Consider the following 21,990-nt stretch of genomic DNA (forward strand, 5'->3'; position numbering starts at 1 on the left):
GGAGAGTGCAGGGGATCACCGATTATGATCCGCCTAACAGCAAAAAGCCCGCTCAGGTTTCCCTGAGCGGGCTTCTCTAAATATGGCTCCTCTGACTGGACTCGAACCAGTGACATACGGATTAACAGTCCGCCGTTCTACCGACTGAACTACAGAGGAATCGTTTGAACGGGGCGAATAATAGCGAGGCGCCGTCGGCATGTCAAAGGCGGATTACACATTCTGTGACTGTTTGCTTACAGAATGCGCAACCCGTTGAGTTTTTTGGCAGATTTAGCCCTCGGGCGCCCGCTGCAGGCGCAGCTGATAGCGGTAAACGCCGGCGGTGAGCAGGTAATCCCGGTGCACGCTCGGGCTCCAGGAATCGTCGCCGCCCACCCCCATGTGGAAGCCGTCCAGATGCAGCCAGGTGCCTGTTTCCGGCTGCAGCAGGTGCTGGTGGCTGCAGGCCATCAGCTGTTGCAGGCCGTAGCGGCTGAGCGAGAAGTGGAAGCGGCCGTCGATGCGCCAGCCGCCGTAGCGCAAGCTGCGGGCGTCGCAGCGCAGGCCGTTCTCGCCGGGGAAAATATACGGCGTGTGCAGTTCCGCCAGCGGCAGGCGCCAGCGCCCTTGCTGCGCGGCCAGGCGGCGATCGGGGTAGTTCTCGTGCGGGCCCAGGCCCAGCCATTCCGCCTGCGGCTGCACCGTCGCCAATTGGCAGTGCAGGCCGATGCGCGCCGGCGGCGGCAGGACGTCGGCCACCTCGACCTCCACGCTCACGTTCACCGCGCCCAGCGCATCGAACAGCCACTGTTTGCGGCTGAGCAGTAAAATCTGCCCGTCCACGCCGAACTGGTGTTCGCTCACCACCCGCACGCCGTTTTGCAGCGCATCGGCCTGCAGCCGCGTGCAGCGTTCCTCCAGCCGGTACAGGCCCGCCAGCTTCCAGCGTTCGACCCAGGCGTTGGGATCGATATGGTCCGCCTCGCTGACGCCGATGTCGTTATCGATCGGCGCGCGCGCAAAGCCGTCGCGCAGCGGCGTCAGCAGCTGCGGCTGCTCATTCTGCCACCACTGCGTCAGGTGGCCGCTGCTACGCTCGAAGCGCCAGCGCTGGTCGCCGTGGGTGAGCGTCAGCCCCTGATCGTCTTCAGTCAGCGTGGGCGGCACGCCCTGCGCCGGCGGCGGTGCGGGATGCAGCGCGCGCGGCACCCGCCACTGATCCCAGGCGCAGCGGTGGTGCGCTTCGGACCAGTCGGTGGCCTGCGGTTGTACCACCTCCACGTTCAGCCACAGCTCGCCGGGCTGATGCAGCATCGGCAGGCGATCGAGCAGGGTGAAGCTAGCGCTGCCCTGCGGCGGCAGCGCCAGATCGAAGCTGCCGCTGGCGCGCTCCACGCCGTCCAGCTCCAGCCGCCAGTTGAGCTGCTCGTTGTCGGTGTGGCGGAACAGGTAATCGCTGGTGACGGTCAGCTTCAGCGAGGCGGCGTCGAAGGCGAAGCGGAACAGCTGCTGCGCCCGCTGCGCTTCGAACAGCGCTGGGTGCGGGGTGCGATCCGCGAACACCAGCCCGTTCAGGCAGAATTGGCGATCGTTGGGGGTGTCGCCGAAGTCGCCGCCGTAGGCCCAGAACTCTTCGCCGCGCTCGTCGCGTTTGATCAGCGCCTGATCGACCCAGTCCCAGATAAAGCCGCCCTGCAGGCGCGGATAGTGGTGGAATGCGCGCCAGTAGCGCTCGAAACCGCCGAAACTGTTGCCCATCGCATGGGCGTATTCGCACAGGATCAGCGGGCGCTGTTCCTCCGGCAGGCCGATCCACTTGCCGAGCGCCCATTTGGGCACCGCCGGGAACGGCTGATCCTGATCCACTCTGGCATACATCGGGCAGATGATGTCGGTAGCGGCGGTGTCAGCGCCGCCGCCTTCATATTGCACCGGGCGGGTCGGATCCTGGCTTTTCACCCAGCGGTACAGCGCATCGTGGTTCACGCTGTGGCCGGACTCGTTGCCCAGCGACCAGATAATGATGCAGGGGTGGTTGCGATCGCGCTGCACCATGCGGGTGACGCGCTCGCTCATCGCCGGCAGCCACAGCGGATCGTCAGCCAGGCGGTTCATCGGCTGCATGCCGTGGGTCTCGATATTGGCTTCGTCCACCACGTACAGCCCGTAACGGTCGCACAGCCGGTACCACAGCGGGTGATTGGGGTAATGCGAGCAGCGCACCGCGTTGAAGTTGTGCTGTTTCATCAACAGGATGTCGTGGCGCATCGTCGCCTCGTCCATCACCTGGCCGTGGCGCGGGTGATGCTCGTGGCGGTTAACGCCGCGGATCAGCAGCGGCTGCCCGTTGAGCTTCAGCAACCCGCCGCTGATCTCCACCTGGCGGAAGCCGACGTCATAGGCCTCCACCTCGATAATCTCCCCCTCGGGCGAGAGCAGGGCGACGGTGGCGCGATACAGCGTGGGCGTTTCGGCGCTCCACAGCGCCGGGCGTTCCACCGGCAGGCGAAGCGTGACGCGATCGTTATAGGCGCCGCGCTCGTCCACGATCTCGCTGCCGAGCGGCTGGATGCGTTCGGCCACCCGCGCGCCATCGCGCCACAGCTGAACCTGCACCTGCAGCGGGCCGGGCCGATTGGCGCGCGCGGTCACCACCAGTTCGCCGCGGGTAAAGCTGTCATGCAGCGGTGTGGTGATGTGCACATCGCTCAGGTGCGCGGCGGGTTTGTGCAGCAGGCTGACGTCGCGGAAGATGCCGCTCATGCGCCACATGTCCTGATCTTCCAGATAGCTGCCGTCGCACCAGCGCAGCACCATCACCGCCAGCCGGTTTTCTCCCGGCTGCAGCCACGGGCTGAGATCGAACTCTGCCGGCAGGCGGCTGTCCTGCGAATAGCCGACCCAGTGGCCGTTGCACCACAAATAGAATGCCGAGTTAACGCCGTCGAAGATGACGCGCGTCTGGCCGGCGGCCAGCCAGGCCGGATCGACGCTGAAGGTGCGTGAATAGCAGCCGGTGGGGTTGTCTGCCGGCACGCGCGGCGGATCGACCGGGAACGGGTAGCGCACATTGGTGTAGATCGGCGCATCGTAGCCGGCGAGCTGCCAGTTGCCCGGCACCGCCAGCGGGGCGGCGTCCGGCAGATCCTGCTGCAGCCAGCCTTCCGGCGCCGCGTCTGGGCGCGGGAAATAGCTGAAGCGCCACTCGCCGTTCAGAGACCGGCGGCTGGCGCTGGGGGCATCGTCGCGCGCGTCTTCCACCGTGCGCCAGCTGGCGAACGGCGGGTGAGCGTCCAGCCGGCGGTAGTGGGTGCAGGCCGGGTTTTGCCAGTCACGGCGGGCGAGGATCTCGGTCAGGGAAGCAAGGGGCACAGCGGGCATCGGCGATCGTCCAGTCGGCTAGGTGATGCTCACCAAGATGCTGACCGGCGCATAAAAAGTAAAGCGGTTACACGCAACCTTGCAAGGGCGATCAAATAACCGTTAATGCGGTTCGCCAGCGCGGTAGATCCGCTGTGGGCGGCCGACCTTGCCGTAAATGATCTCGGCGCGCAGCTGCTGCGCGGCGGTGCAAAACTCCAGGTAACGGCGCGCGGTGGTGCGGCTGAGCCCCATTTTTTGCGCAACGCTTTCAGCGGTGTGGCGCGCGGCGGGTTCGGCAAACAGTGCGCGGACCTTGCCCAGCGTCAGCTCGTCGATGCCGGCGGGCAGTGCCGCCTGCTGTTCGCCGCGGGCGTAGGTGTTGAACATCTCGTCGATGCGGCGCTGGTTGAGGCGCGCTTTGTCCTTCAGCGCTTCGCGGCGCTGGCTGAAGCGCTGCAGGGTCTGGCTCAACCGGTCATAGGCCAGCGGTTTGATCAGGTAGTCGAACACGCCGTAACGCAACGCCTCGGCCACGGTGGCCATGTCGCTGGCGGCGGTGATGAACACGATGCCGCCGCGATACCCGCTCAGCGTCAGTTCGCGCAGCAGGGTGATGCCCTGGCCGTCGGGCAGAAAGTTGTCCAGCAGGATCAGGTCCGGCTTGAAGCGCTCGGTCATGGCGCGCGCCTGCGCCAGAGTGCCGGCCAGCCAAATCTGGCGGCAGCCGCCGTTCTGGCGGATAAACTCCGCGTGCATTTCCGCCAGCGGCGTTTCGTCTTCAACGATCAGGATGTTCAGCCATTCCATAATGAAACCTACTATTGCAATCAAGATGCTAAATGAATGTAAGTAAATTGCGGCGACAAATAAAGATTATCTCAATAATAAACACCATAAGATTAATTAAGCAAATAAAGAACATTAAATAACTTATTAACCGGGAACGGTTTGTGAAATAGGTCAATAATCGGCGTTTTTTTTCTGTTTACCATTGATTTATCGAACGCGAGATGGCGTTTATCTCCATGGTTTTTAAGGTTTTAATTATCCTTGTTGATGTTAATTAAAATGCTTTTTTGTATTTAATTTGTTGTTTGTCAGTTAACCCAGAGAGCGTGTTATGTTAGGCGATGCCGTATTTAATCGGGTAAAGCGATCGGATCATAAAGCGATTTCGGAAATAAGCGCCTTCTTGCGCAGTAACGATCTGAATATCGACACCACGGTTGAAATATTTATTACCGTTACCCAGCACGACAAATTGGTCGCCTGCGGCGGCATCGCCGACAATATTATCAAATGCGTCGCCATCAGTCCGCTGATGCGCGGCGAAGGGTTGGCGCTGGCGCTGGCGACCGAGCTGGTGAACCTGGCCTACGAGCGCCATCACACCCAGCTGTTTATTTACACCAAGGTGCAGAACGAGCCGCTGTTCCGCCAGTGCGGTTTCTACCCGATCGCCACCGTGCCGGGCATCGTGGTGCTGATGGAAAACAGCCCGTGCCGCCTGAAGCGCTACGCCGCCCAGCTGGCGAGCCAGCGCCGGCCGGGCGAGACCATCGGCAGTATCGTGATGAACGCCAACCCCTTCACCCGCGGGCATCAGTATCTGGTGCGTCAGGCGGCCAAACGCTGCGACTGGCTGCACCTGTTTCTGGTGAAGGAAAACACCTCGCGCTTCAGCTATGAAGACCGGCGCCGGCTGGTGCTGGCCGGCACCGCCGATATCCCCAACCTTACGGTACACGAAGGCTCGCAGTACGTGATCTCGCGCGCCACCTTCCCCTGTTACTTCATCAAGGATCAGGGCGTGGCCGACGACTGTTACACCGAAATCGATCTGAAGATCTTCCGCCAGTATCTGGCGCCCGCGCTGGGCATTACCCACCGCTTCGTCGGCAACGAGCCGTTCTGCGCGGTAACCGCGAAATACAACCGCGACATGCGTTACTGGCTGGAAACGCCGGCGCTGCCCAGCCCGCCGATCGCGCTGGTGGAAATCGAGCGTTTGCAATATCAGGGCACGGCGATCTCCGCCTCCTGGGTGCGCAAGCTGCTGGCGGCGGGGGACTTCCACGCCGCCGCGCCGCTGGTGCCGCCGGACACCCTGTACTACCTGCAGGATCTGCAAACGCAGCGCCGGGCCAAGGCGGCCCCGCATCCTTTTGAGTCCGCACAATCAGGTGAATGATGAAAATTATCCGAGAAGCAATGGCCGGCACGCTGGAATCCAGCGATGTCATGGTGCGCATCGCGCCCGCTGAGGGGCCGCAGCACGATCTGTTGATCGCCAGCAGCGTGGAAAAACAGTTCGGCACGGCGATCCGCCACACCCTGCTGGAGGTGCTGCAGCGCTATGAGGTGGAGCCGGTGCAGGTGATCGTCGACGACAAGGGGGCGCTGGACTGCGTGCTGCGCGCCCGGCTGGAAACCGCGCTGATGCGCGCCTGCGAGGGCGGCCAACTGCCGTGGGAGGCGAAAGATGAAGACGCTGAATAAAACCCGGCTGCGCCGCAGCATGCTGTTCGTTCCCGGCGCCAACGCGGCGATGGTCAGCAACGCCTTTATCTACCAGGCCGATGCCCTGATGTTCGATCTGGAAGACTCGGTGATCCTGCGTGAAAAAGACGCGGCGCGCCGGCTGGTGTACCACGCGCTGCAGCATCCGCTGTACCAGGAGGTGGAAACCATCGTGCGCGTCAATGCGCTCGACTCCGCCTACGGCCTGGCGGACCTGCAGGCGGTGGTGCGCGGCGGCGCGGACATCGTGCGCCTGCCGAAGACCGACAGCGCGCAGGACGTTGTCGACATGGAGCGCGAGATCGCCGCCATCGAGGCGGCCTGCGGGCGGGCGGTCGGCAGCACCGGGCTGCTGGCGGCGATCGAATCGGCGCAGGGCATCACCCACGCGGTGGCGATCGCGCACGCTTCGCCGCGGCTTATCGGCATCGCGCTGGGGGCGGAAGACTACGTGCGCAACCTGCGCACCGAGCGCTCGCCGGAGGGCATCGAGCTGCTGTTCGCCCGCTGCTCGCTGCTGCAGGCGGCGCGCGCCGCCGGCATTCAGGCGTTCGACACCGTCTACTCCGACGCCAACAACGAAGCCGGCTTCCTGCAGGAAGCGGCGCTGATCAAACAGCTCGGCTTCGACGGCAAATCGCTGATCAACCCGCGCCAGATTGAGCTGCTGCACAACCTGTACGCGCCGAGCGCCAAAGAGGTGGCGCACGCGCAGCGGGTGGTGGACGCCGCCGAAGCGGCGGAGCGGGAAGGGCGCGGCGTGGTGTCGCTCAACGGAAAAATGGTCGACAGCCCGGTGATTGAACGCGCCCGGCTGGTGCTGGAGCGCGCCGCGCTGTCCGGCTTACGGGAAGAACCGGCGCAGCACGGGGAGGAAGCATGATGAACCGCCAACAACGATTGATGACCTTCGCCAACCCGGCGGATCTGCCGGGCTATCAGGACGTGTCCAAAGCCAACCTGCAGGCGCGCAAACCGCGCGATCTCAAGCTGTGCGACTCCTTGCAGGAAGCGGTGCGCCGCAGCGGGCTGCAGGACGGCATGACCATTTCCTTCCACCATGCGTTTCGCGGTGGCGATTTGACCCTCAATCAGGTGATGGAGACGCTGGCGGCGATGGGGTTCCGCAACCTGACGCTGGCGTCCAGCTCGCTGACCGACTGCCATGCGCCGCTGGTTGAGCATATCCGCCACGGTGTGGTGAGCCGCATTTACACCTCCGGGCTGCGCGGCCCGCTGGCGGACGCGGTTTCGCGCGGCCTGCTGGCGGAGCCGGTGCAAATTCACTCGCACGGCGGCCGGGTCAACCTGATCGAATCCGGCGAGCTGAAGATAGACGTGGCCTTCCTCGGCGTGCCGGCCTGCGATGAGTTCGGCAACGCCAACGGCTACAGCGGTGAAGCCTGCTGCGGCTCGCTCGGCTATGCGCGGGTGGACGCCGAAGCGGCGGGCACCGTGGTGCTGCTGACCGAGCAGCTGGTGCCGTATCCGCATCATCCCGCCAGCCTGGCGCAGGATCGGGTGGATCTGATCGTGCAGCTGGAGCGGGTGGGCGACGCCGACAAGATCGGCGCCGACGCCACGCGCATGACCTCGAACCCGCGCGAGCTGCTGATCGCCCGCCGCGCCGCCGAGGTGATCGCCGGTTCCGGCTACTTCACCGAAGGGTTCTCGCTGCAAACCGGCACCGGCGGCGCCTCGTTGGCGGTGACCCGGTTCCTGGAAGACAAGATGCGCGCCCGCGGCATTCGCGCCGCGTTCGCCCTCGGCGGCATCACTTCGACCATGGTGGATCTGCACGAGAAAGGGCTGATCGGCAAGCTGCTGGACGTGCAGAGCTTCGATCGGGCGGCGGCGACCTCGCTGGCGCGCAACCCGCGCCATATCGAAATCAGCGCCAACCAGTACGCCAACTTCAGCTCCAAGGGCGCGTCGGTCGATCGGCTCGACGTGGTGGTGCTGAGCGCGCTGGAAATCGACACCGGCTTCAACGTTAACGTGCTGACCGGCTCCGACGGCGTGCTGCGCGGCGCGTCCGGCGGCCACTGCGACACCGCCGCCGCCGCGCGGCTGGCGATCATCGTTGCGCCGTTGGTGCGCGGGCGCATCCCGACGCTGGTGGAGCAGGTGACTACCTGCGTCACGCCGGGCTCCAGCATCGACATTCTGGTGACCGACCACGGCATCGCCGTCAATCCGGCGCGGCCGGATCTGGCGCAGCGCCTGCGCGAGGCCGGGCTCGAGGTGGTGAGCATCGACTGGCTGCGCGCCCGTGCGCTGCAGCTGACCGGCGAACCGCAGCCGATCGCCTTTACCGACAAGGTGGTGGCGGTGGTGCGCTACCGCGACGGCTCGGTGATCGACGTGGTGCATCAGGTGGCGGAGTAAACGATGGCCGCCGTCGATCCCCAGCTGGCCGCCGAACGTGCGGTCAGTCTGCCGGAGCTGCTCACCAGCCGCGAATGCCGCCAGGCGCGCCAGCAGGCGTGGCTGGCGCAGCACGAGTGCACGCTGCTGGTGCTGACGCTGGTGGTGCCCGGTCCGGTGAAGGACAGCGCGTTGACGCGCGGCATCTTCAACCTGGGGTGGGCGGCGCTGCTGCGGCTGTGCGCCGAACAGGGTTGGCCCAGCCCGCAGGCCGAGGCGCTGGCGCTCGCCACCGGCTGCGAAGGGTTTGTGGCGCTGCGCGCCGATGCCCAGCGGGTGAAAGACTGCGCCATGCAGCTGGAGGTGAGCCGCCCGATCGGCCGGCTGTGGGATATCGACGTGCTGGATACGCGGGGGCGCATTTTGTCGCGCCGCGACATCGGCCTGCCGGAACGGCGCTGCCTGCTGTGCGGCCAACCGGCCAAGATCTGCGCCCGCCAACGGAGGCACAGCAGCGAGCAGCTGCTGCATGAAATGGAAAGGATGTTCAACGATGCGATCTCTGCCGATTAATCTGCCTGCCCGCCGCACCGAGCCGGCCTGCGACTTCGCCCGCGCCGCTTTCCGCGCGCTGCTGGTGGAGGTCAACCTCACGCCCAAACCGGGGCTGGTGGATCGCCATAATACCGGCGCACACCGCGACATGGATCTCGGGCACTTCTACCGCAGCGCCCGCGCCATCGGCGTGTGGCTGCCGCGCTTTATCCAACGCGGGCGCGAAGACGCCGTTTTGCCGGCAGAGCAGCAGCTGGCGCGGCTGCGGCCGCTTGGCCTGGCCTGCGAAAACCAGATGTTTCGCGCCACCGGCGGCATTAACACCCACAAGGGCAGCGTGTTCTCGCTCGGCTTGCTGTGCACCGCCTTCGGCCGCCTGCAGCAGCAGGGCCGCGCCATCGGCGCCGAAGCGCTGTGCGCCGAGGTGGCGGCGATGTGCCGGGGGCTGGTGGAGCGCGAGCTGCGGCGCAACAACGCCGGGCAGACCGCCGGCCAGCGGCTGTTCGCCGCGCACGAGCTGAGCGGCGCACGCGGCGAGGCGGAGGCGGGTTTCCGGCTGGTCATTGACGGCGCGCTGCCGCTGTATCGGCAACGGCTGGCCGCCGATGGCGACGAACAGCGGGCGCTGCTGGACAGCCTGCTGTGGCTGATGGCCCACAACGACGACACCAACGTCGCCTCGCGCGGCGGCCTGCACGGGCTGCGCTGGCTGCGGCGCCGGGCGGCCTGGCTGCTGGCGCAGGGCGGCTCGGCCGGGGAAGCGGGCCTGGCGCGTCTGCAACGCTTCGATGCCGACTGCATCGCCCGTAACCTCAGCCCCGGCGGCAGCGCCGACCTGTTGATAGTGACCTGGCTGCTGGCGCAGCTGGGTGCCCAAGAATAATAACCAAGCCTTCAGGAGAGTCCCAATGTCCCAAACCCAGGAAAAGGTCTGGAAAGCGATAGCGCCACTGGCGGTGCTCGCGATCCTGTTATTGATACCGGTGCCCGACGGCATGCCGCCGCAGGCCTGGCACTACTTCGCCATCTTCGTGGCGATGATCGTCGGCATGATTCTGGAGCCGATCCCGGCCACCGCCATCAGCTTTATCGCGGTGACCGTCAGCGTGCTCAGCGCCAACTGGGTGCTGTTCGGCGCGCAGGAGCTGGCGGAACCGGGCTTCAAGGCCGGTAAAGAGGCGCTGAAATGGGGGCTGGCGGGCTTCTCCAGCACCACCGTCTGGCTGGTGTTCGGCGCCTTTATCTTCGCGCTGGGCTATGAGGCCACCGGGCTGGGGCGGCGCATCGCGCTGTTCCTGGTGAAGTTCATGGGCAAGCGCACGCTGACGCTGGGCTATGCGGTGGTGATCATCGATATCCTGCTGGCGCCGTTCACGCCGTCCAACACCGCGCGCACTGGCGGCACGGTGTTCCCGGTGGTGAAAAACCTGCCGCCGCTGTTCGATTCTTTCCCTAACGACCCCTCTTCACGCCGCATCGGCGGTTACCTGATGTGGATGATGGTGGTCGGCACCAGCATCAGCTCCTCGATGTTCGTCACCGGCGCCGCGCCGAACGTGCTGGGCATCGAGTTCGTCGGCAAGATTGCCGGGGTGCACATCAGCTGGATGCAGTGGTTCCTGGCGTTCCTGCCGGTCGGCCTGCTGCTGCTGATCATCGCGCCGCTGATCTCCTACTACCTGTACAAACCGGGTGTGACCCACAGCAGCGAAGTGGCCGCCTGGGCGGATACCGCGCTGGGGGAAATGGGCAAGCTGACGCGCAAGGAATACACCCTGATCGGCCTGGTGCTGCTCAGCCTGTGCCTGTGGGTGTTCGGCGGCAAAATGCTGGACGCCACCGCAGTGTGTCTGCTGGCGGTGTCGCTGATGCTGGCGCTGCACGTGGTGTCGTGGAAAGAGATCACCAAATATTCCAGCGCCTGGAACACGCTGGTTAACCTGGCGACGCTGGTGGTGATGGCCAACGGCCTGACGCGCTCCGGCTTTATCGACTGGTTCGCCCAGACCATGAGCACCCACCTGGACGGCTTCTCGCCGAACATGACGGTGGTGGCGCTGGTGCTGGTGTTCTACTTCGCCCACTACCTGTTCGCCAGCCTGTCGGCGCACACCGCCACCATGCTGCCGGTGATCCTGGCGGTCGGCAAAGGGCTGCCGGGCGTGCCGATGGAGCAACTGTCTATGCTGCTGGTGCTGTCGATCGGTATCATGGGCGTGCTGACGCCGTACGCCACCGGGCCGGGGGTGATCATCTACGGCTGCGGCTATGTGAAGTCGAAAGACTACTGGCGCCTGGGCGGCATTCTCGGCGTGGTGTACATCGCCGCGCTGCTGCTGATCGGCTGGCCGATCATGAGCCTGTGGTACTGAGTTGAAGCCACGCGGCCACCGCCCGGTGGCCGCGGTTACGATCCTTTCCCGTGAACCCTGTCACACACTTGTCACACTAACCCCGCCATCATACGCAGGCAAACGCTAACACCTTAAAAATAATCATTTTCCGGGAGCCTCTGCGGATGAGAAAAAAAACGTTATTGCTGTGCCTGCCTTTGTTATTCACCGGGAACGCGCTGGCGGACGCCGGCGGTTATCAGCTGGAGCAGGTGCTGGTGATGAGCCGCCATAACCTGCGTGCGCCGCTGGCCAACAACGGCAGCGTGCTGGCGCAGTCCACGCCGAAGGCCTGGCCGGCCTGGGAAACGCCGGGCGGCCAGCTGACCACCAAGGGCGGGGTGCTGGAAGTGTATATGGGGCACTATTTCAACGCCTGGCTGAAGCAGACGGGCCTGTTGCCGCAAGAGGGCTGCCCGACCGCCGGCAGCGTGTACGTCTATGCCAACAGCCTGCAGCGCACGGTCGCCACCGCGCAGTTCTTCAGCAACGGCGCGTTCCCTGGCTGCGACGTCAGCGTGCACCATCAGGACAAGATGGGCGAGATGGATCCGACCTTCAACCCGATCATCACCGACACCAGCGAAGCCTTCAACCAGCAGGCGCTGGCGGCGATGAACGCCGCGCTGGGCTCGCTGAAGCTGGACGCGGCTTACCAACAGCTGGCGAAGATCATCGACTACAAGGATTCCGCCGCCTGCAAGACCGACAAACACTGCGACCTGACCAAAGAAGCCAGCGTGATGAGCGCGGTGCCGGGCAAAGAGCCGGGCGTCTCCGGCCCGCTGCGGGTGGGCAACTCGCTGGTGGACGCCTTTATGCTGCAGTATTACGAAGGTTTCCCGATGAAAGAGGTGGCCTGGGGCAAAATCGCCACCCCGCACCAGTGGCAGCAGCTGGCGCAGCTGAAAGACGGCTATCAGGACTCGCTGTTCACCTCGCAGGTGGTGGCGCAGAACGTCGCCAAACCGCTGCTGACCTACATCAACAACGCGCTGCTCGGCGAGCGCAAACCGGACGCGCCGAAGCTGACGGTGCTGGTCGGCCACGATTCCAATATTGCCTCGTTGCTGTCGGCCATGCAGTTCCAGCCTTATCAGCTGCCGCAGCAGTATGAGAAAACGCCGATCGGCGGCAAACTGGTGTTCCAGCGCTGGCGCGACGCGCAGAACGACCGTGAATTGCTGAAGATCGAGTACGTCTATCAGTCCACCGAACAGCTGCGCAAGGCGACGCCGCTGACGCTGCAAACCCCGCCGCAGCGGGTGACGCTGGCGCTGAAAGGCTGCCCGATCGACAAAGACGGCTTCTGCGCCTGGAGCGATTTCGAGAAGACCATGAAAGGCATCTTGTAATGCCCACCCTCTCTCCCGTGCGCGGGGGAGAGGCCTCTCCCCATCCCGGCTAACGCGCCGCCGTGCCGGTCTTAACGCCATTTATTTTGCCCAGGGTCATTGTTGCAGGCCGTTTCGGGGGCTAACATCATCAGCCTGCCTGCTTATCATGGATATCGCCGTTGCCCACTTTTATCCGCAATATCGAATTTTTCACGCCGGACGGCTATCCGGGCCAGGTGGCGCGCTGCCAGTTTGCGCTGGCGGAGTATCGCGACGAGAATTTTCCCGAGGCGGGCTTTGCGCTGCCGGAGCATCTGGCGCGCGCGGTGCCGAAGCGCCGCGCGGAGTATCTGGCCGGGCGTGTTCTGGCGCGGCAGCTGTTGGCGCCGCTCGGTTTTGCCGATTTCACCCTGGCGCGCGGCGAAGATCGCGCGCCGCAGTGGCCGCCGGGCATCGCCGGGGCGCTGAGCCATAATTCGGATACCGCGCTGTGCGCCGTGCACCGCGAGAGCGGGCTGGGCGGCGTTGGGCTGGATGTGGAGACGCTGCTCTCCGACGTGCGGGCGGAGGAGCTGTGGGGGGCGATCGTTTCCCCGGCGGAGCGCGAGACATTGCTGCGCGAGGCGCTGCCGTTCAATGAGCTGCTGACGCTGACGTTTTCCGCCAAAGAGAGCCTGTTCAAGGCGCTTTATCCGCAGGTGCGCTGTTACTTCGATTTTCTCGATGCGCGCATGGTCGCCGTGGATACGCAGCGGCAGACGTTTGTATTAGCGTTGCTTAAGACCTTGACGCCAAATTGCCCCGCCGGCCGCCGGTTTAACGGGCGTTTTTGGCGTGAAGGTGACGACGTCACGACTTTTATTTTCTGCTAAAACACAATAATAACAGTGTGTTATTTCTTACTTTGCCGTAACGCGGATTTGCCGCAGCGGGCGGAAAGATTCATTCATCGGAGATTGACCCACGGTGGGGATCCGGTGTAATTTATCCTCCTTTTATAGCTAATGATAATTATTCGCATAAACATTATCATTGGTAAGGCGCAACAAAGGAGTGGTCTAGTGGCGACACTGACGACAGAAAACCAAACCTTCCCCGGGTTTGTGTACGCCGAACAATCGACCTTTTTGTACCGGTCCGAATTCCGTTCCCTCTCCGCCAGCGGCGTGTTCGAGCGTATCGAGACGCCGGCGTTCGGCGGCGAGCAGGAAGATAGCGCGCTGGCGCAGCATATCCGCCAGGCGCTGGCGCGCGCCAAAGCCGCCGGCCAGGAGACGCCGGTGGTGGTGGGCGCCATTCCGTTCGATACGCGCCGGCCTTCCAGCCTGTACGTGCCTGAAAACTGCCAGTTTGTCGCCAACGACAGCTTTACCCGCGCCGCGCGCCCGATACTGCAACAGCCGCATCGCCTGGCCGCCTGCACCAGCATTCCGGACGAGCCGCGCTTCAAGCATGCGGTGGCGGAAGCGGTCAGCCGCTTTAAACAGGGCAAGCTGGACAAGGCGGTGCTGTCGCGCGTCCTCGACATCGAGCTGGAGCAGCCGGTGGCGGGCCACCAGATCCTCAATAACCTGATGGTGCAGAACCCGACCGGTTACCACTTTTCCCTGCCGCTGGCCGATGGCGGCGTGCTGATCGGCGCCAGCCCGGAGCTGCTGATCCGCAAGCAGGGCGGCGAGATCCACACCAACCCGCTGGCGGGTTCGGCACGCCGTCAGGACGATCCGCAGCAGGATCGCCTCGGCAGCGAACGCCTGATGCGCTCGACCAAAGACAAATACGAACACAAGCTGGTGATCGACGACATTCGCCGCCACCTGGCGCCGCTGTGCGCCAGCCTGAGCGTGCCCAGCGGCCCGTCGCTGCTCAGCACCGGCACCATGTGGCACCTGTCCACCCGCATTCGCGGCGAGCTGCTGAACCCGAATCTCAACGTGATGCAGCTGGCCTGCCTGCTGCATCCGACGCCGGCGCTGTGCGGCTTCCCGACCGAGAGTGCCCGCCAGCTGATCGCCGATCTGGAACCGCACGATCGCGGCCTGTTCAGCGGTATCGTCGGTTGGTGCGACGTCAACGGCGACGGCGAGTGGGCGATCGTCATCCGCAGCGGCCTGCTGCGCGGCAACCGGGTGCAGCTGTTCGCCGGCGCGGGTATCGTCGCCGCCTCGACGCCGCAGTCCGAGTGGATGGAAACCGCCGCCAAACTGGGCACCATGCTCAACGCTTTCGGCCTGAACAGCGGCGCGCTGTAGGGCCTCTTTGCGGCGCAGTGCGCGCCGCATCCTATCCTTTTCGCAGGAGATAACGATGAACAACAACATGACCCGGCTGTGCGCCCGGATGGCGGTGTGCGCATGAGCATTCAGATGGATTTCACCGGCAAACGCGTGTGGGTGACCGGCGCGGCGCGCGGCATCGGCGAGCAGATCGCCCGGCATTTTTTGACGCAGGGCGCCGAGGTGGTGGGGTTTGATCGCGAGTTCGCCAATCCGGATCTGCCTTACCCTTGCGTGACGCTGGACATCAGCCGGCCGGAGCAGGTGGAGGCGGTGTGCCGCCAACAGCTGGCGGAGAACCCGCGACTGGACGTGTTGGTCAACGCCGCCGGCATTCTGCGCATGGGCAATACCGAAGATCTGAGCGTGGATGACTGGCATCAGTGCATCAACGTCAACGCTTCGGGGGCGTTTTACCTGTTCCGCGCCGTGCTGCCGCACTTCAAGGCGCAGCGCAGCGGGGCGATCGTCAGCATCGGCTCCAACGCCGCGCATGTACCGCGCGCGCAGATGGCGGCCTACTGCGCCTCCAAGGCGGCGCTGACCAGCCTGAACCACTGCGTGGGGCTGGAAATGGCGCCGTTCGGCGTGCGGTGCAATCTGGTGTCGCCGGGCTCGACCGACACGCCGATGCAGCGCGGCATGTGGCAGACCGACGATGCGCAGCAACGCACCATCGCCGGCTTCCCCGAGATGTTCAAGCTGGGGATCCCGCTGGGCAAAATCGCCCGTCCGGACGAGATTGCCAACGCGGTGTTGTTCCTGGCCTCCGACCTGGCCAGCCACATCACCATGCAGGACATCGTGATCGACGGCGGCGCGACGCTGGCCGCCTGAGTCAGACCCGCTGGCGGCGCAGCAGGTGCTGCGCGCCTTCCGCCGCCAGCAGCAGCACCGCCAGCCAGATCGCCAGATAGGTTGGCCATTCGCTTTGGCTGATGCTCTCGCCGAGCAGCAGCGCGACGATCACCAGCAGCACCGGCTCCACATAGCTCAGCAGGCCGAACAGGCTGAACGGCAGCAGGCGGCTGGCGAGGATGTAACACACCAGCGCCACGGCGCTGATGACGCCGAGCAGCGGAATGCGCCAATACAGCTCGGCATTGATCGACAGCGCCGCCGCGCCGCCGTCGCCGAAGGCGAACCAGGCCGCCGCCGGCAGCATCAGCGCCAGTTCGCACCACAGCCCGCCGAGATTGTCGGTGCCGAAACGCCGCCGCAAAATAAAGTAGAGCGGATAGCCCAGCGCCACCACCAGCGTCGGCCACGAGACGCCGCCCGCCTGATACAGCTCATTGCCTACCCCCACCATGGCGCACGCCACCGCCAGCGTTTGCAGCAGCGACAGCCGATCGCGGTAGATCAAACGGCCCGCCAGCACCATGGTCAGCGGCAGCAGAAAATAGCCGAGCGACACGTCGAGCGCCTTGCCGTGCAGTGGCGCCCACAGGAACAGCCACAGCTGCACCCCCAGCAGCGCCGAGGTGAGCAGGAGGCCCAGCAGGCGCTGCGGCCGTTGGCCGATCCAGGCCAGCGTGTCGCCCACTTTGCGCCAATCGCCGGACAGCGCCATGAACAGCGTCAGGAACGGCAGCGTCAGCAGCGTGCGCCAGCCGTAGACCTGCTCGCCGTTCAGCGGGGTGAGGGTAGAGGTGAAGTAATACATCGCGCCGAACAAGATGGAGGCGACGACCGAAAGAGTAATGCCCTTAATCACACGCATTCCTGGTGAGTGATTGATTTTATGGCGGCTACTGTAGAGAAATTTGCCGCCAACGACAATGGCGTTGCCGGGCGCTGGACAATCGGCGGCGGCGGGTTACAATGACTACTGTGTATTCATACAGGTTATGGCGATGACAATCGATCTTTTTGAAGACGCGCTGCCGCCGCCGTGGCGCGAAGAGATCGCCCCCGGCGCGGTGGTGATGCACGGTTTTGTGCGCGATCACGGGCCGGAGCTGCTGGCGGCGGTGCAGGGCGTCGTGGCCCAGGTGCCGTGGCAGCATTTGACCACGCCCGGTGGGCACGTGATGTCGGTGGCGATGAGCTGGTGCGGCAACGGCTGGACCAGCGACAGCCGCGGCTACCGTTACTCGGAACGCGACGCGCGCAGCGGCAAACGCTGGCCGCCGATCCCGCCTATCCTGATGGCGCTGGCGGACGAAGCCGCGCAGCAGGCGGGCTTCGGCCCCTTCGTGCCGGACTCTTGCCTGATGAACCGTTACGATCCGGGCAGCAAGCTGTCGCTGCATCAGGATAAAGACGAACACGACTTCGGTGCGCCGATCGTCTCGGTGTCGCTCGGGCTGCCGGCGGTATTTCAGTTCGGCGGGCTGCAACGCAGCGACCGGGCGCGGCGCATCCCCTTGGCGCACGGCGACGTGGTGGTGTGGGGCGGCCCATCGCGGCTCTGTTTTCACGGCATCCTGCCGGTCAAAGAAGGCTACCACTCGCTGGTGGGGCCGCACCGCATCAACATCACGCTACGCAAGGCGCTTTAGCTGCGGCTCTTGCGCCAGGCAGGCGACGAGATAGTCGATAAACACCCGCAGTTTGGGCGGCAGATACTGGTTAGGCGCGTAAAGCAACCACAGGCCACCGTGATAGCTGCTGAGGAAATCCCATTCCGGCAATACCTGCACGATCTCGCCGTCGTCGAGCGCCTGGCGGGCGGTAAAATACGGCAGGCTGCCGATGCCGATATGCTGTTTCACCGCGTCCAGCCGCACGCCGGTGTGGTTGGCGGCGTAGCGGCCGCGCACGTTGACCGTCACCGTTTTGCCGCTGCGGCGGAACTTCCATTGCGCGTCGCTCGGCGTTTCTCCCAGATAGATGCAGCTGTGCGCCGCCAGATCGTGCGGGTGCTGCGGTGTGCCGTGCTGCGCCAGGTAGTGCGGCGTGGCGCACAGCAGATGGTCTATTCTCATCAACTGGCGGCCGATCAATCCGGGCGACGGGCGATCGGTAATGCGCAGCGCCAGATCGACCCGATCGTCGATCAAATCCATGTAGCGATCTTCCAGCCGCAGCCTCACGTCCACCTTCGGGTAGCGGCGCAGGAACTCCGGTATGTGCGGATGCAGCACGAAGCGGCCCACCGCCTTGGGCACGCTGACGCTGACCAGTCCTTCGGGCTCCGCGGCGCCGCGCCCGCCGATCGCCATGACCGCGTCGGCCGCCGCCAGCAGGGTGCGGCAGTGCGCAAACGCCTCTTCGCCGCTTTCGCTCAGCCGCAGTTTGCGGGTGGTGCGGTGCAGCAGCTGCAGCGCCAGCGCCTGTTCGAGCTTCGCCACGCTGCGGCTGACGGCGGAAGGCGAAGCGCCCAGCTTCCGGGCGGCGGCGGAAAAGCTGCCGCTCTCTACCACCTGAACGAAAATGGCCATTTCGGGCAACAGCGCGTAAGAAAGATTTGTGCTCATGACGCAAAGGTCCATTGTGATGGTGGCGGATTATGCTCCGATTATGACATGAATATAATGGCTCTTCGAACCGAGGAGAAAAATGATGACCGAACGACGTTATTACTACAGCGACGATTTACAGGGCCAGGCGCAGGTGTTGAGCTGCGTGCCGGCAGAGGCGGGCGCTTACGCCGTGGAGTTGGACGCTACGCTGTTTCATCCACAGGGCGGTGGCCAGCCGTTCGACTTAGGGGTGTTAGGCGGCGTCGCCGTGCTGCGGGTGCAACAGCAGGGGGATTCCGTGGTGCATTTTACCGCCGCGCCGCTGCCGATCGGGCCGGTCACGATGCAAATCGATGAAGCGCAGCGTCGGCTGCATGCCCGCTGGCACTCCGGCGGGCATCTGATCGGCTGGCTGGGCGAAACCCGGGGGTGGCGGCCGGTCAAGGCGCATCATTGGCCGGGGGAAGGGCGCGTCACTTTCGCGCCGGGACCGGATGCGCAGACGATAGAAGCGGACTTTTTGCAGGCGGAGCTGGCGCGCTTGATAGCCGCCGATTTACCGCGCCGCCAGCAGGCGGTGGACGGTATGCGCCAGGTCGGTTTCGGCGAGCTGCCCGCTTACGGCTGCGGCGGCACCCATGTGGCCACGCTGGGCGAGGTGGGCGCGATCGTTATCACCGGCCTAAAAATGAAGAAAGGGCAGCTGAGCGTGCAGTATGAGCTGGGTTGAATAAGGGGGAGCGGCTCAACGCCCGGCCTGTCGCAGCTGGGTGCAGAATGCGCATTGGCATCCCGCTACCGGCACTGCCGCGCAGCTGCCGATGTTCACCGGCTGGGCGTCCATGGCGTGAAAGCCGTAAAACAGATTTTCGATGTTTTGTTCCGCCGCGCGCGCCTGTTCCGGGCGCGGTTCGGGCACTTTCGACTGAAACGCCGCGGCCTTGCCGGCCAACAGGCTGAGAAACAGCAGCGACAGCTGGATTTTCATCGTCGTCTTCCTTACGTTAACTCATGATACATTATAACAGAATGAGTGCGCTGCCAAGCGTCACCTGGAAAGCTTATCGGGTGATGAAAAGGAAGGCGCAGGATCGTGACTGGGGCTCTCCCCATCTTCATCTCCTTGACGCGACGGCGGCCATGGGCGGCCGCCGTCAACATTACCGCATGCCGCCCTCTGACCGGTTTGAAAGGCCAGGGGGCTAAGCTTGGTGGTCAAGGGAGCGCAAACGCCATGACGTAATCGCCGGTTTCTGATGAATGCGCCGCGCCGCCGACCACAATGACGATGTATTGCTTGCCGGTTTTAGGTGAAACGTAACTCATCGGCGTCGCGCTTGCGCCGACCGGCAGCGCATATTTCCAGACCTCCTTGCCGGTGCTGCTGTTGTAGGCTCGCAGATAGTAGTCCTGGAAGCCGGCGAAGAAGACCAGGCCGCCGGACGTCGTCATGGTGCCCGCGTAGGTGGGCATGCCAACCGGCATCGGCAGGTGCGATCTGATGCCCAACGGCCCCATTTTTTCGGCGGTGCCGGCAGGGATCTGCCAGGCTATTTTTTTGTTTTTGTAATCGACGGCGGTGATCGTGCCGTAAGGTGGTTGGTTGCAAGGCACGTCGAGCGGCGACATCCACATCAACGTGATCATGCCGTATGGCGTGCCGATCATGGGCGAAGGCCCATGGCCATCAATCACCTTTTGCGGATACCGTTTCGCGACGCGCTCATAGTTGTCTCGTGCCACTAACCAGAAGACATTCGGGATCCGCACATCGTTCATGTAAGCCATATGGTTCACGGGATCAATCGATAGGCTCCCCCAGTTGAGGCCGCCTAAATTGCCGGGCTGTTCGAGCGTGGGGCGCGTACCGATCGGCGTCATGTCGCCTTGATAGTTCAGCTTTTTGAACAGGATCCGGCATGCCATTTGGTCAAACAGGGTGGTTCCCCACATTTTGGCTTCGGTCAGGCGCTCGGCGCCGATGGTCGGCATGCCGACGGAAAATGGTTGGGTGGGCGAGAGCTTTTCTTCCACCGCTGCGCCCTGGGTCGGTACGGCTTTTTCTTCAACCTGCGCCAGCGGTTTGCCTGTCTCACGGTTCAGGTAAAAAATTTGCCCGCGTTTGGTGGCGAGCAAGAGGGCGGGCACCGGGTTGTGTTGCTCATCGAAACCGTCCACCAGGGCGGGTTGGGAGGCAAGGTCATAATCCCAGATGTCGTGGTGCGTGGTTTGGAACTTCCAGCGTTCGCGGCCGGTTTCAATATCAATGGCGACCAGGGAAGAGTTGTAGTCGTCCGAGTTTTTAGGGCGATTCATGCCGTAATAGTCGGGCGTGGCATTGCCCAGCGGCGCATACAGCAGGCCTAATTGGTCATCATAGGCGGCGGTAGTCCACATATTAGGCGTGCCGCGGGTATAGGTGCTTCCGGCCGGCGGGGCTTTGGTGATGCCCGGGTTGCCTAAATCCCACGCCCAGTCCAGCTCGCCGGTTTTGGCGTCAAAGGCCCTGATAACGCCAGAGGGTTCACCGGTCATCACATTATCGATGACCCAACCGCCGACGATAATTTTCCCTCTGGCAATAGTGGGCGCTGAGGTTTGGAAGTAATAACCTGGTTTGACCTCCCCCATATGCTGGCCAAGGTTTACCTCGCCGTTTTGACCGAACGCGGGGCATTTCTGGCCCGTTTTGGCATCCAGCGCAATGATGCGGGCATCGATCGTGGTGTGAATGATCGCTTTTTCGCACAAAGAGCCTGGTGCGACATCATCATTCTTGTAGTAACCCAGACCGCGGCAGCGTTGCCAAACGGGGGAAGTGGAATGCGAGTCAAATGCCCAGCGCGCTTTGCCCGTATCGGCATCGAGGGCGGTGATAAGACCGTTGGGGGTGCAGTTATACACCAAATCATCAATCGCGAGCGGGGTGTTTTGATCCACGCCCGGCCTGAAATCGCCGGTTCGATAAACCCAGGCGAGTCTCAGGTCTTTGATGGTTGAGCGGTTCACCTGATTGAACGGCGCGTAGCGCGTTCCTTCCGTCGTGCGGCCATAGGCGCTCCAATCGGCAGGGGCATTATCGCTTTTGCTCTCGATAAAGGTTGCGTTGCCAGAAGGTGTAATTTCGCCATGGGGAAAGAAGGCGCCGATAAAGAAAACCACAAACGCCAAAGATAATACCGTACCTGCAATGTAAGCCCTTTTTATACTCTTGGCGCTGTGCAGGTATGCGGGGAGTAAAAACGCGGCAATGATAGCGAGGCCAGCGGGAACCAGCAGGCGGGGGAACAATGCCCAGTAGTTAAGTCCTGATTCCCAAAGCGCCCACAGTGCCGTCATGAGAAACAATAGGCCGGTTAAGTAATAAGCACATTTGCTGCGCTTGAGCACCAGTAGCGCGGCAGCGATATAGCCTATCCCGGCAAGGGCATAGTAAAACGATCCTCCGAGGGCGATAAGCCAAATGCCGCCCACGGCTAACGCCACGCCAGAAAAAACCAGCAAGCAGAAGAACGTGATTACTGAGGCTCTCTTGCCAAACGATGTTTTAATCATATGTTTTCCTTTGACTTTTAAATCCGATGAGGATCGCTGTCCATCGTTACCCAAGCGCGAAATTGTCGGCCTGAAAGGCATGCCTTTCTCCGCCTTGAGACTTGCCATTCTTTAACGCTTTAAGGGCATGGGGTTGCCGTTTTAATTTCCATTTCATAGGGTGGGGGGCGGGATCGGTTACCCAATCAAGATAAAAGCCTTGTATTGAGTAATGACAGAGCGTGCGTGATATAAG

Annotated in this window: 19 protein-coding genes and 1 tRNA gene; 13 read left to right on the forward strand and 7 right to left on the reverse strand. The window is 63.5% G+C overall.

Going from position 1 to position 21,990, the window contains the following annotated elements:
• Positions 1–83 precede the first annotated feature (83 nt).
• From FHU12_RS05120 to dpiA, 3 genes are all read right to left on the reverse strand, one after another.
• Positions 84–159, reverse strand: a tRNA-Asn gene (locus tag FHU12_RS05120).
• A 114-nt stretch (positions 160–273) separates the two neighbouring features.
• Entirely contained in the window at positions 274–3,363 is a 3,090-nt protein-coding gene (locus tag FHU12_RS05125) for a beta-galactosidase (RefSeq protein ID WP_141967825.1), read from the reverse strand.
• A gap of 102 nt (positions 3,364–3,465) precedes the next feature.
• A complete protein-coding gene (gene dpiA / locus FHU12_RS05130; RefSeq protein WP_021505854.1) occupies positions 3,466–4,152 on the reverse strand; it encodes a two-component response regulator DpiA in 687 nt (228 codons plus the stop codon).
• A gap of 313 nt (positions 4,153–4,465) precedes the next feature.
• Between dpiA and citC the strand changes: the two genes are divergently transcribed.
• The 11 genes from citC to dhbA all read left to right on the forward strand — a co-directional run bounded on the left by citC (position 4,466) and on the right by dhbA (position 15,630).
• A complete protein-coding gene (citC, locus tag FHU12_RS05135) occupies positions 4,466–5,536 on the forward strand; it encodes a [citrate (pro-3S)-lyase] ligase (protein WP_028127715.1) in 1,071 nt (356 codons plus the stop codon).
• Positions 5,536–5,844, forward strand: coding sequence for a citrate lyase acyl carrier protein (gene citD / locus FHU12_RS05140; RefSeq protein WP_141967827.1), 309 nt, complete (start codon positions 5,536–5,538; stop codon positions 5,842–5,844). The genes citC and citD overlap by 1 nt, the downstream gene beginning before the upstream one ends.
• Entirely contained in the window at positions 5,828–6,748 is a 921-nt protein-coding gene (locus tag FHU12_RS05145) for an aldolase/citrate lyase family protein (protein ID WP_141967829.1), read from the forward strand. The genes citD and FHU12_RS05145 overlap by 17 nt, the downstream gene beginning before the upstream one ends.
• Positions 6,748–8,253, forward strand: a complete 1,506-nt coding sequence (gene citF, locus FHU12_RS05150) for a citrate lyase subunit alpha (RefSeq protein WP_141972862.1) — start codon at positions 6,748–6,750, stop codon at positions 8,251–8,253. Before FHU12_RS05145 ends, citF begins: the two co-directional genes overlap by 1 nt.
• Before the next feature lie 3 nt (positions 8,254–8,256).
• Positions 8,257–8,805: a citrate lyase holo-[acyl-carrier protein] synthase gene (gene citX, locus FHU12_RS05155; protein ID WP_025303457.1), complete on the forward strand. Its 549-nt coding sequence runs from the start codon at positions 8,257–8,259 to the stop codon at positions 8,803–8,805.
• Positions 8,786–9,670 (forward strand): triphosphoribosyl-dephospho-CoA synthase CitG, encoded by an 885-nt coding sequence (citG, locus tag FHU12_RS05160; RefSeq protein ID WP_141967831.1) that lies wholly within the window; start codon positions 8,786–8,788, stop codon positions 9,668–9,670. Before citX ends, citG begins: the two co-directional genes overlap by 20 nt.
• 25 nt (positions 9,671–9,695) lie before the next feature.
• Positions 9,696–11,159 carry an anion permease gene (locus FHU12_RS05165; protein ID WP_141967833.1) on the forward strand — a complete coding sequence of 488 codons (1,464 nt, stop codon included), beginning with the start codon at positions 9,696–9,698 and terminating at the stop codon, positions 11,157–11,159.
• 146 nt (positions 11,160–11,305) lie between these two features.
• Positions 11,306–12,535 carry a bifunctional glucose-1-phosphatase/inositol phosphatase gene (gene agp, locus FHU12_RS05170; RefSeq protein WP_141967835.1) on the forward strand — a complete coding sequence of 410 codons (1,230 nt, stop codon included), beginning with the start codon at positions 11,306–11,308 and terminating at the stop codon, positions 12,533–12,535.
• A 161-nt stretch (positions 12,536–12,696) separates the two neighbouring features.
• Positions 12,697–13,389, forward strand: coding sequence for a 4'-phosphopantetheinyl transferase family protein (locus FHU12_RS05175; RefSeq protein WP_141967837.1), 693 nt, complete (start codon positions 12,697–12,699; stop codon positions 13,387–13,389).
• Between the two features lie 189 nt (positions 13,390–13,578).
• Entirely contained in the window at positions 13,579–14,769 is a 1,191-nt protein-coding gene (locus tag FHU12_RS05180; protein ID WP_141967839.1) for an isochorismate synthase, read from the forward strand.
• Positions 14,770–14,871: 102 nt separating this feature from the next.
• On the forward strand, positions 14,872–15,630 hold the full coding sequence (gene dhbA, locus FHU12_RS05185) for a 2,3-dihydro-2,3-dihydroxybenzoate dehydrogenase (protein WP_039565253.1): 759 nt from the start codon (positions 14,872–14,874) through the stop codon (positions 15,628–15,630).
• 1 nt (position 15,631) lies between these two features.
• On the opposite strand, the gene rarD is transcribed toward dhbA, so the two are convergent.
• Complete coding sequence (rarD, locus tag FHU12_RS05190; RefSeq protein WP_141967841.1) at positions 15,632–16,510, reverse strand: EamA family transporter RarD; 879 nt, start codon at positions 16,508–16,510, stop codon at positions 15,632–15,634.
• 139 nt (positions 16,511–16,649) lie between these two features.
• Between rarD and alkB the strand changes: the two genes are divergently transcribed.
• Positions 16,650–17,297: a DNA oxidative demethylase AlkB gene (alkB, locus tag FHU12_RS05195; protein ID WP_099817435.1), complete on the forward strand. Its 648-nt coding sequence runs from the start codon at positions 16,650–16,652 to the stop codon at positions 17,295–17,297.
• Here the strand turns inward: alkB and FHU12_RS05200 are convergent.
• On the reverse strand, positions 17,280–18,215 hold the full coding sequence (locus tag FHU12_RS05200; protein WP_141967843.1) for a LysR family transcriptional regulator: 936 nt from the start codon (positions 18,213–18,215) through the stop codon (positions 17,280–17,282). The genes alkB and FHU12_RS05200 overlap by 18 nt on opposite strands.
• Positions 18,216–18,300: 85 nt before the next feature.
• On the opposite strand from FHU12_RS05200, the gene FHU12_RS05205 reads away from it, so the two are divergent.
• On the forward strand, positions 18,301–18,930 hold the full coding sequence (locus tag FHU12_RS05205; RefSeq protein WP_141972864.1) for an alanyl-tRNA editing protein: 630 nt from the start codon (positions 18,301–18,303) through the stop codon (positions 18,928–18,930).
• Positions 18,931–18,945: 15 nt separating this feature from the next.
• Here the strand turns inward: FHU12_RS05205 and FHU12_RS05210 are convergent, their stop codons facing one another.
• Positions 18,946–19,188 carry a hypothetical protein gene (locus FHU12_RS05210; protein ID WP_025303447.1) on the reverse strand — a complete coding sequence of 81 codons (243 nt, stop codon included), beginning with the start codon at positions 19,186–19,188 and terminating at the stop codon, positions 18,946–18,948.
• Positions 19,189–19,415: 227 nt separating this feature from the next.
• Entirely contained in the window at positions 19,416–21,755 is a 2,340-nt protein-coding gene (locus FHU12_RS05215) for a membrane-bound PQQ-dependent dehydrogenase, glucose/quinate/shikimate family (protein ID WP_141967845.1), read from the reverse strand.
• Positions 21,756–21,990 lie beyond the last annotated feature (235 nt).

The sequence above is a fragment of the Serratia marcescens genome (assembly GCF_006715005.1).
In the GTDB taxonomy this organism is placed as follows: domain Bacteria; phylum Pseudomonadota; class Gammaproteobacteria; order Enterobacterales; family Enterobacteriaceae; genus Serratia; species Serratia montpellierensis.

Bases quoted from the DNA above. Each gene is read 5' to 3' on its own strand.
- FHU12_RS05125 (WP_141967825.1), bottom strand. From the start codon at position 3,363: ATGCCCGCTGTGCCCCTTGCTTCCCTGACCGAGATCCTCGCCCGCCGT.
- dpiA (WP_021505854.1), bottom strand. From the start codon at position 4,152: ATGGAATGGCTGAACATCCTGATCGTTGAAGACGAAACGCCGCTGGCG.
- citC (WP_028127715.1), top strand. From the start codon at position 4,466: ATGTTAGGCGATGCCGTATTTAATCGGGTAAAGCGATCGGATCATAAA.
- citD (WP_141967827.1), top strand. From the start codon at position 5,536: ATGAAAATTATCCGAGAAGCAATGGCCGGCACGCTGGAATCCAGCGAT.
- FHU12_RS05145 (WP_141967829.1), top strand. From the start codon at position 5,828: ATGAAGACGCTGAATAAAACCCGGCTGCGCCGCAGCATGCTGTTCGTT.
- citF (WP_141972862.1), top strand. From the start codon at position 6,748: ATGAACCGCCAACAACGATTGATGACCTTCGCCAACCCGGCGGATCTG.
- citX (WP_025303457.1), top strand. From the start codon at position 8,257: ATGGCCGCCGTCGATCCCCAGCTGGCCGCCGAACGTGCGGTCAGTCTG.
- citG (WP_141967831.1), top strand. From the start codon at position 8,786: ATGCGATCTCTGCCGATTAATCTGCCTGCCCGCCGCACCGAGCCGGCC.
- FHU12_RS05165 (WP_141967833.1), top strand. From the start codon at position 9,696: ATGTCCCAAACCCAGGAAAAGGTCTGGAAAGCGATAGCGCCACTGGCG.
- agp (WP_141967835.1), top strand. From the start codon at position 11,306: ATGAGAAAAAAAACGTTATTGCTGTGCCTGCCTTTGTTATTCACCGGG.
- dhbA (WP_039565253.1), top strand. From the start codon at position 14,872: ATGAGCATTCAGATGGATTTCACCGGCAAACGCGTGTGGGTGACCGGC.
- alkB (WP_099817435.1), top strand. From the start codon at position 16,650: ATGACAATCGATCTTTTTGAAGACGCGCTGCCGCCGCCGTGGCGCGAA.
- FHU12_RS05200 (WP_141967843.1), bottom strand. From the start codon at position 18,215: ATGAGCACAAATCTTTCTTACGCGCTGTTGCCCGAAATGGCCATTTTC.
- FHU12_RS05205 (WP_141972864.1), top strand. From the start codon at position 18,301: ATGACCGAACGACGTTATTACTACAGCGACGATTTACAGGGCCAGGCG.
- FHU12_RS05210 (WP_025303447.1), bottom strand. From the start codon at position 19,188: ATGAAAATCCAGCTGTCGCTGCTGTTTCTCAGCCTGTTGGCCGGCAAG.
- FHU12_RS05215 (WP_141967845.1), bottom strand. From the start codon at position 21,755: ATGATTAAAACATCGTTTGGCAAGAGAGCCTCAGTAATCACGTTCTTC.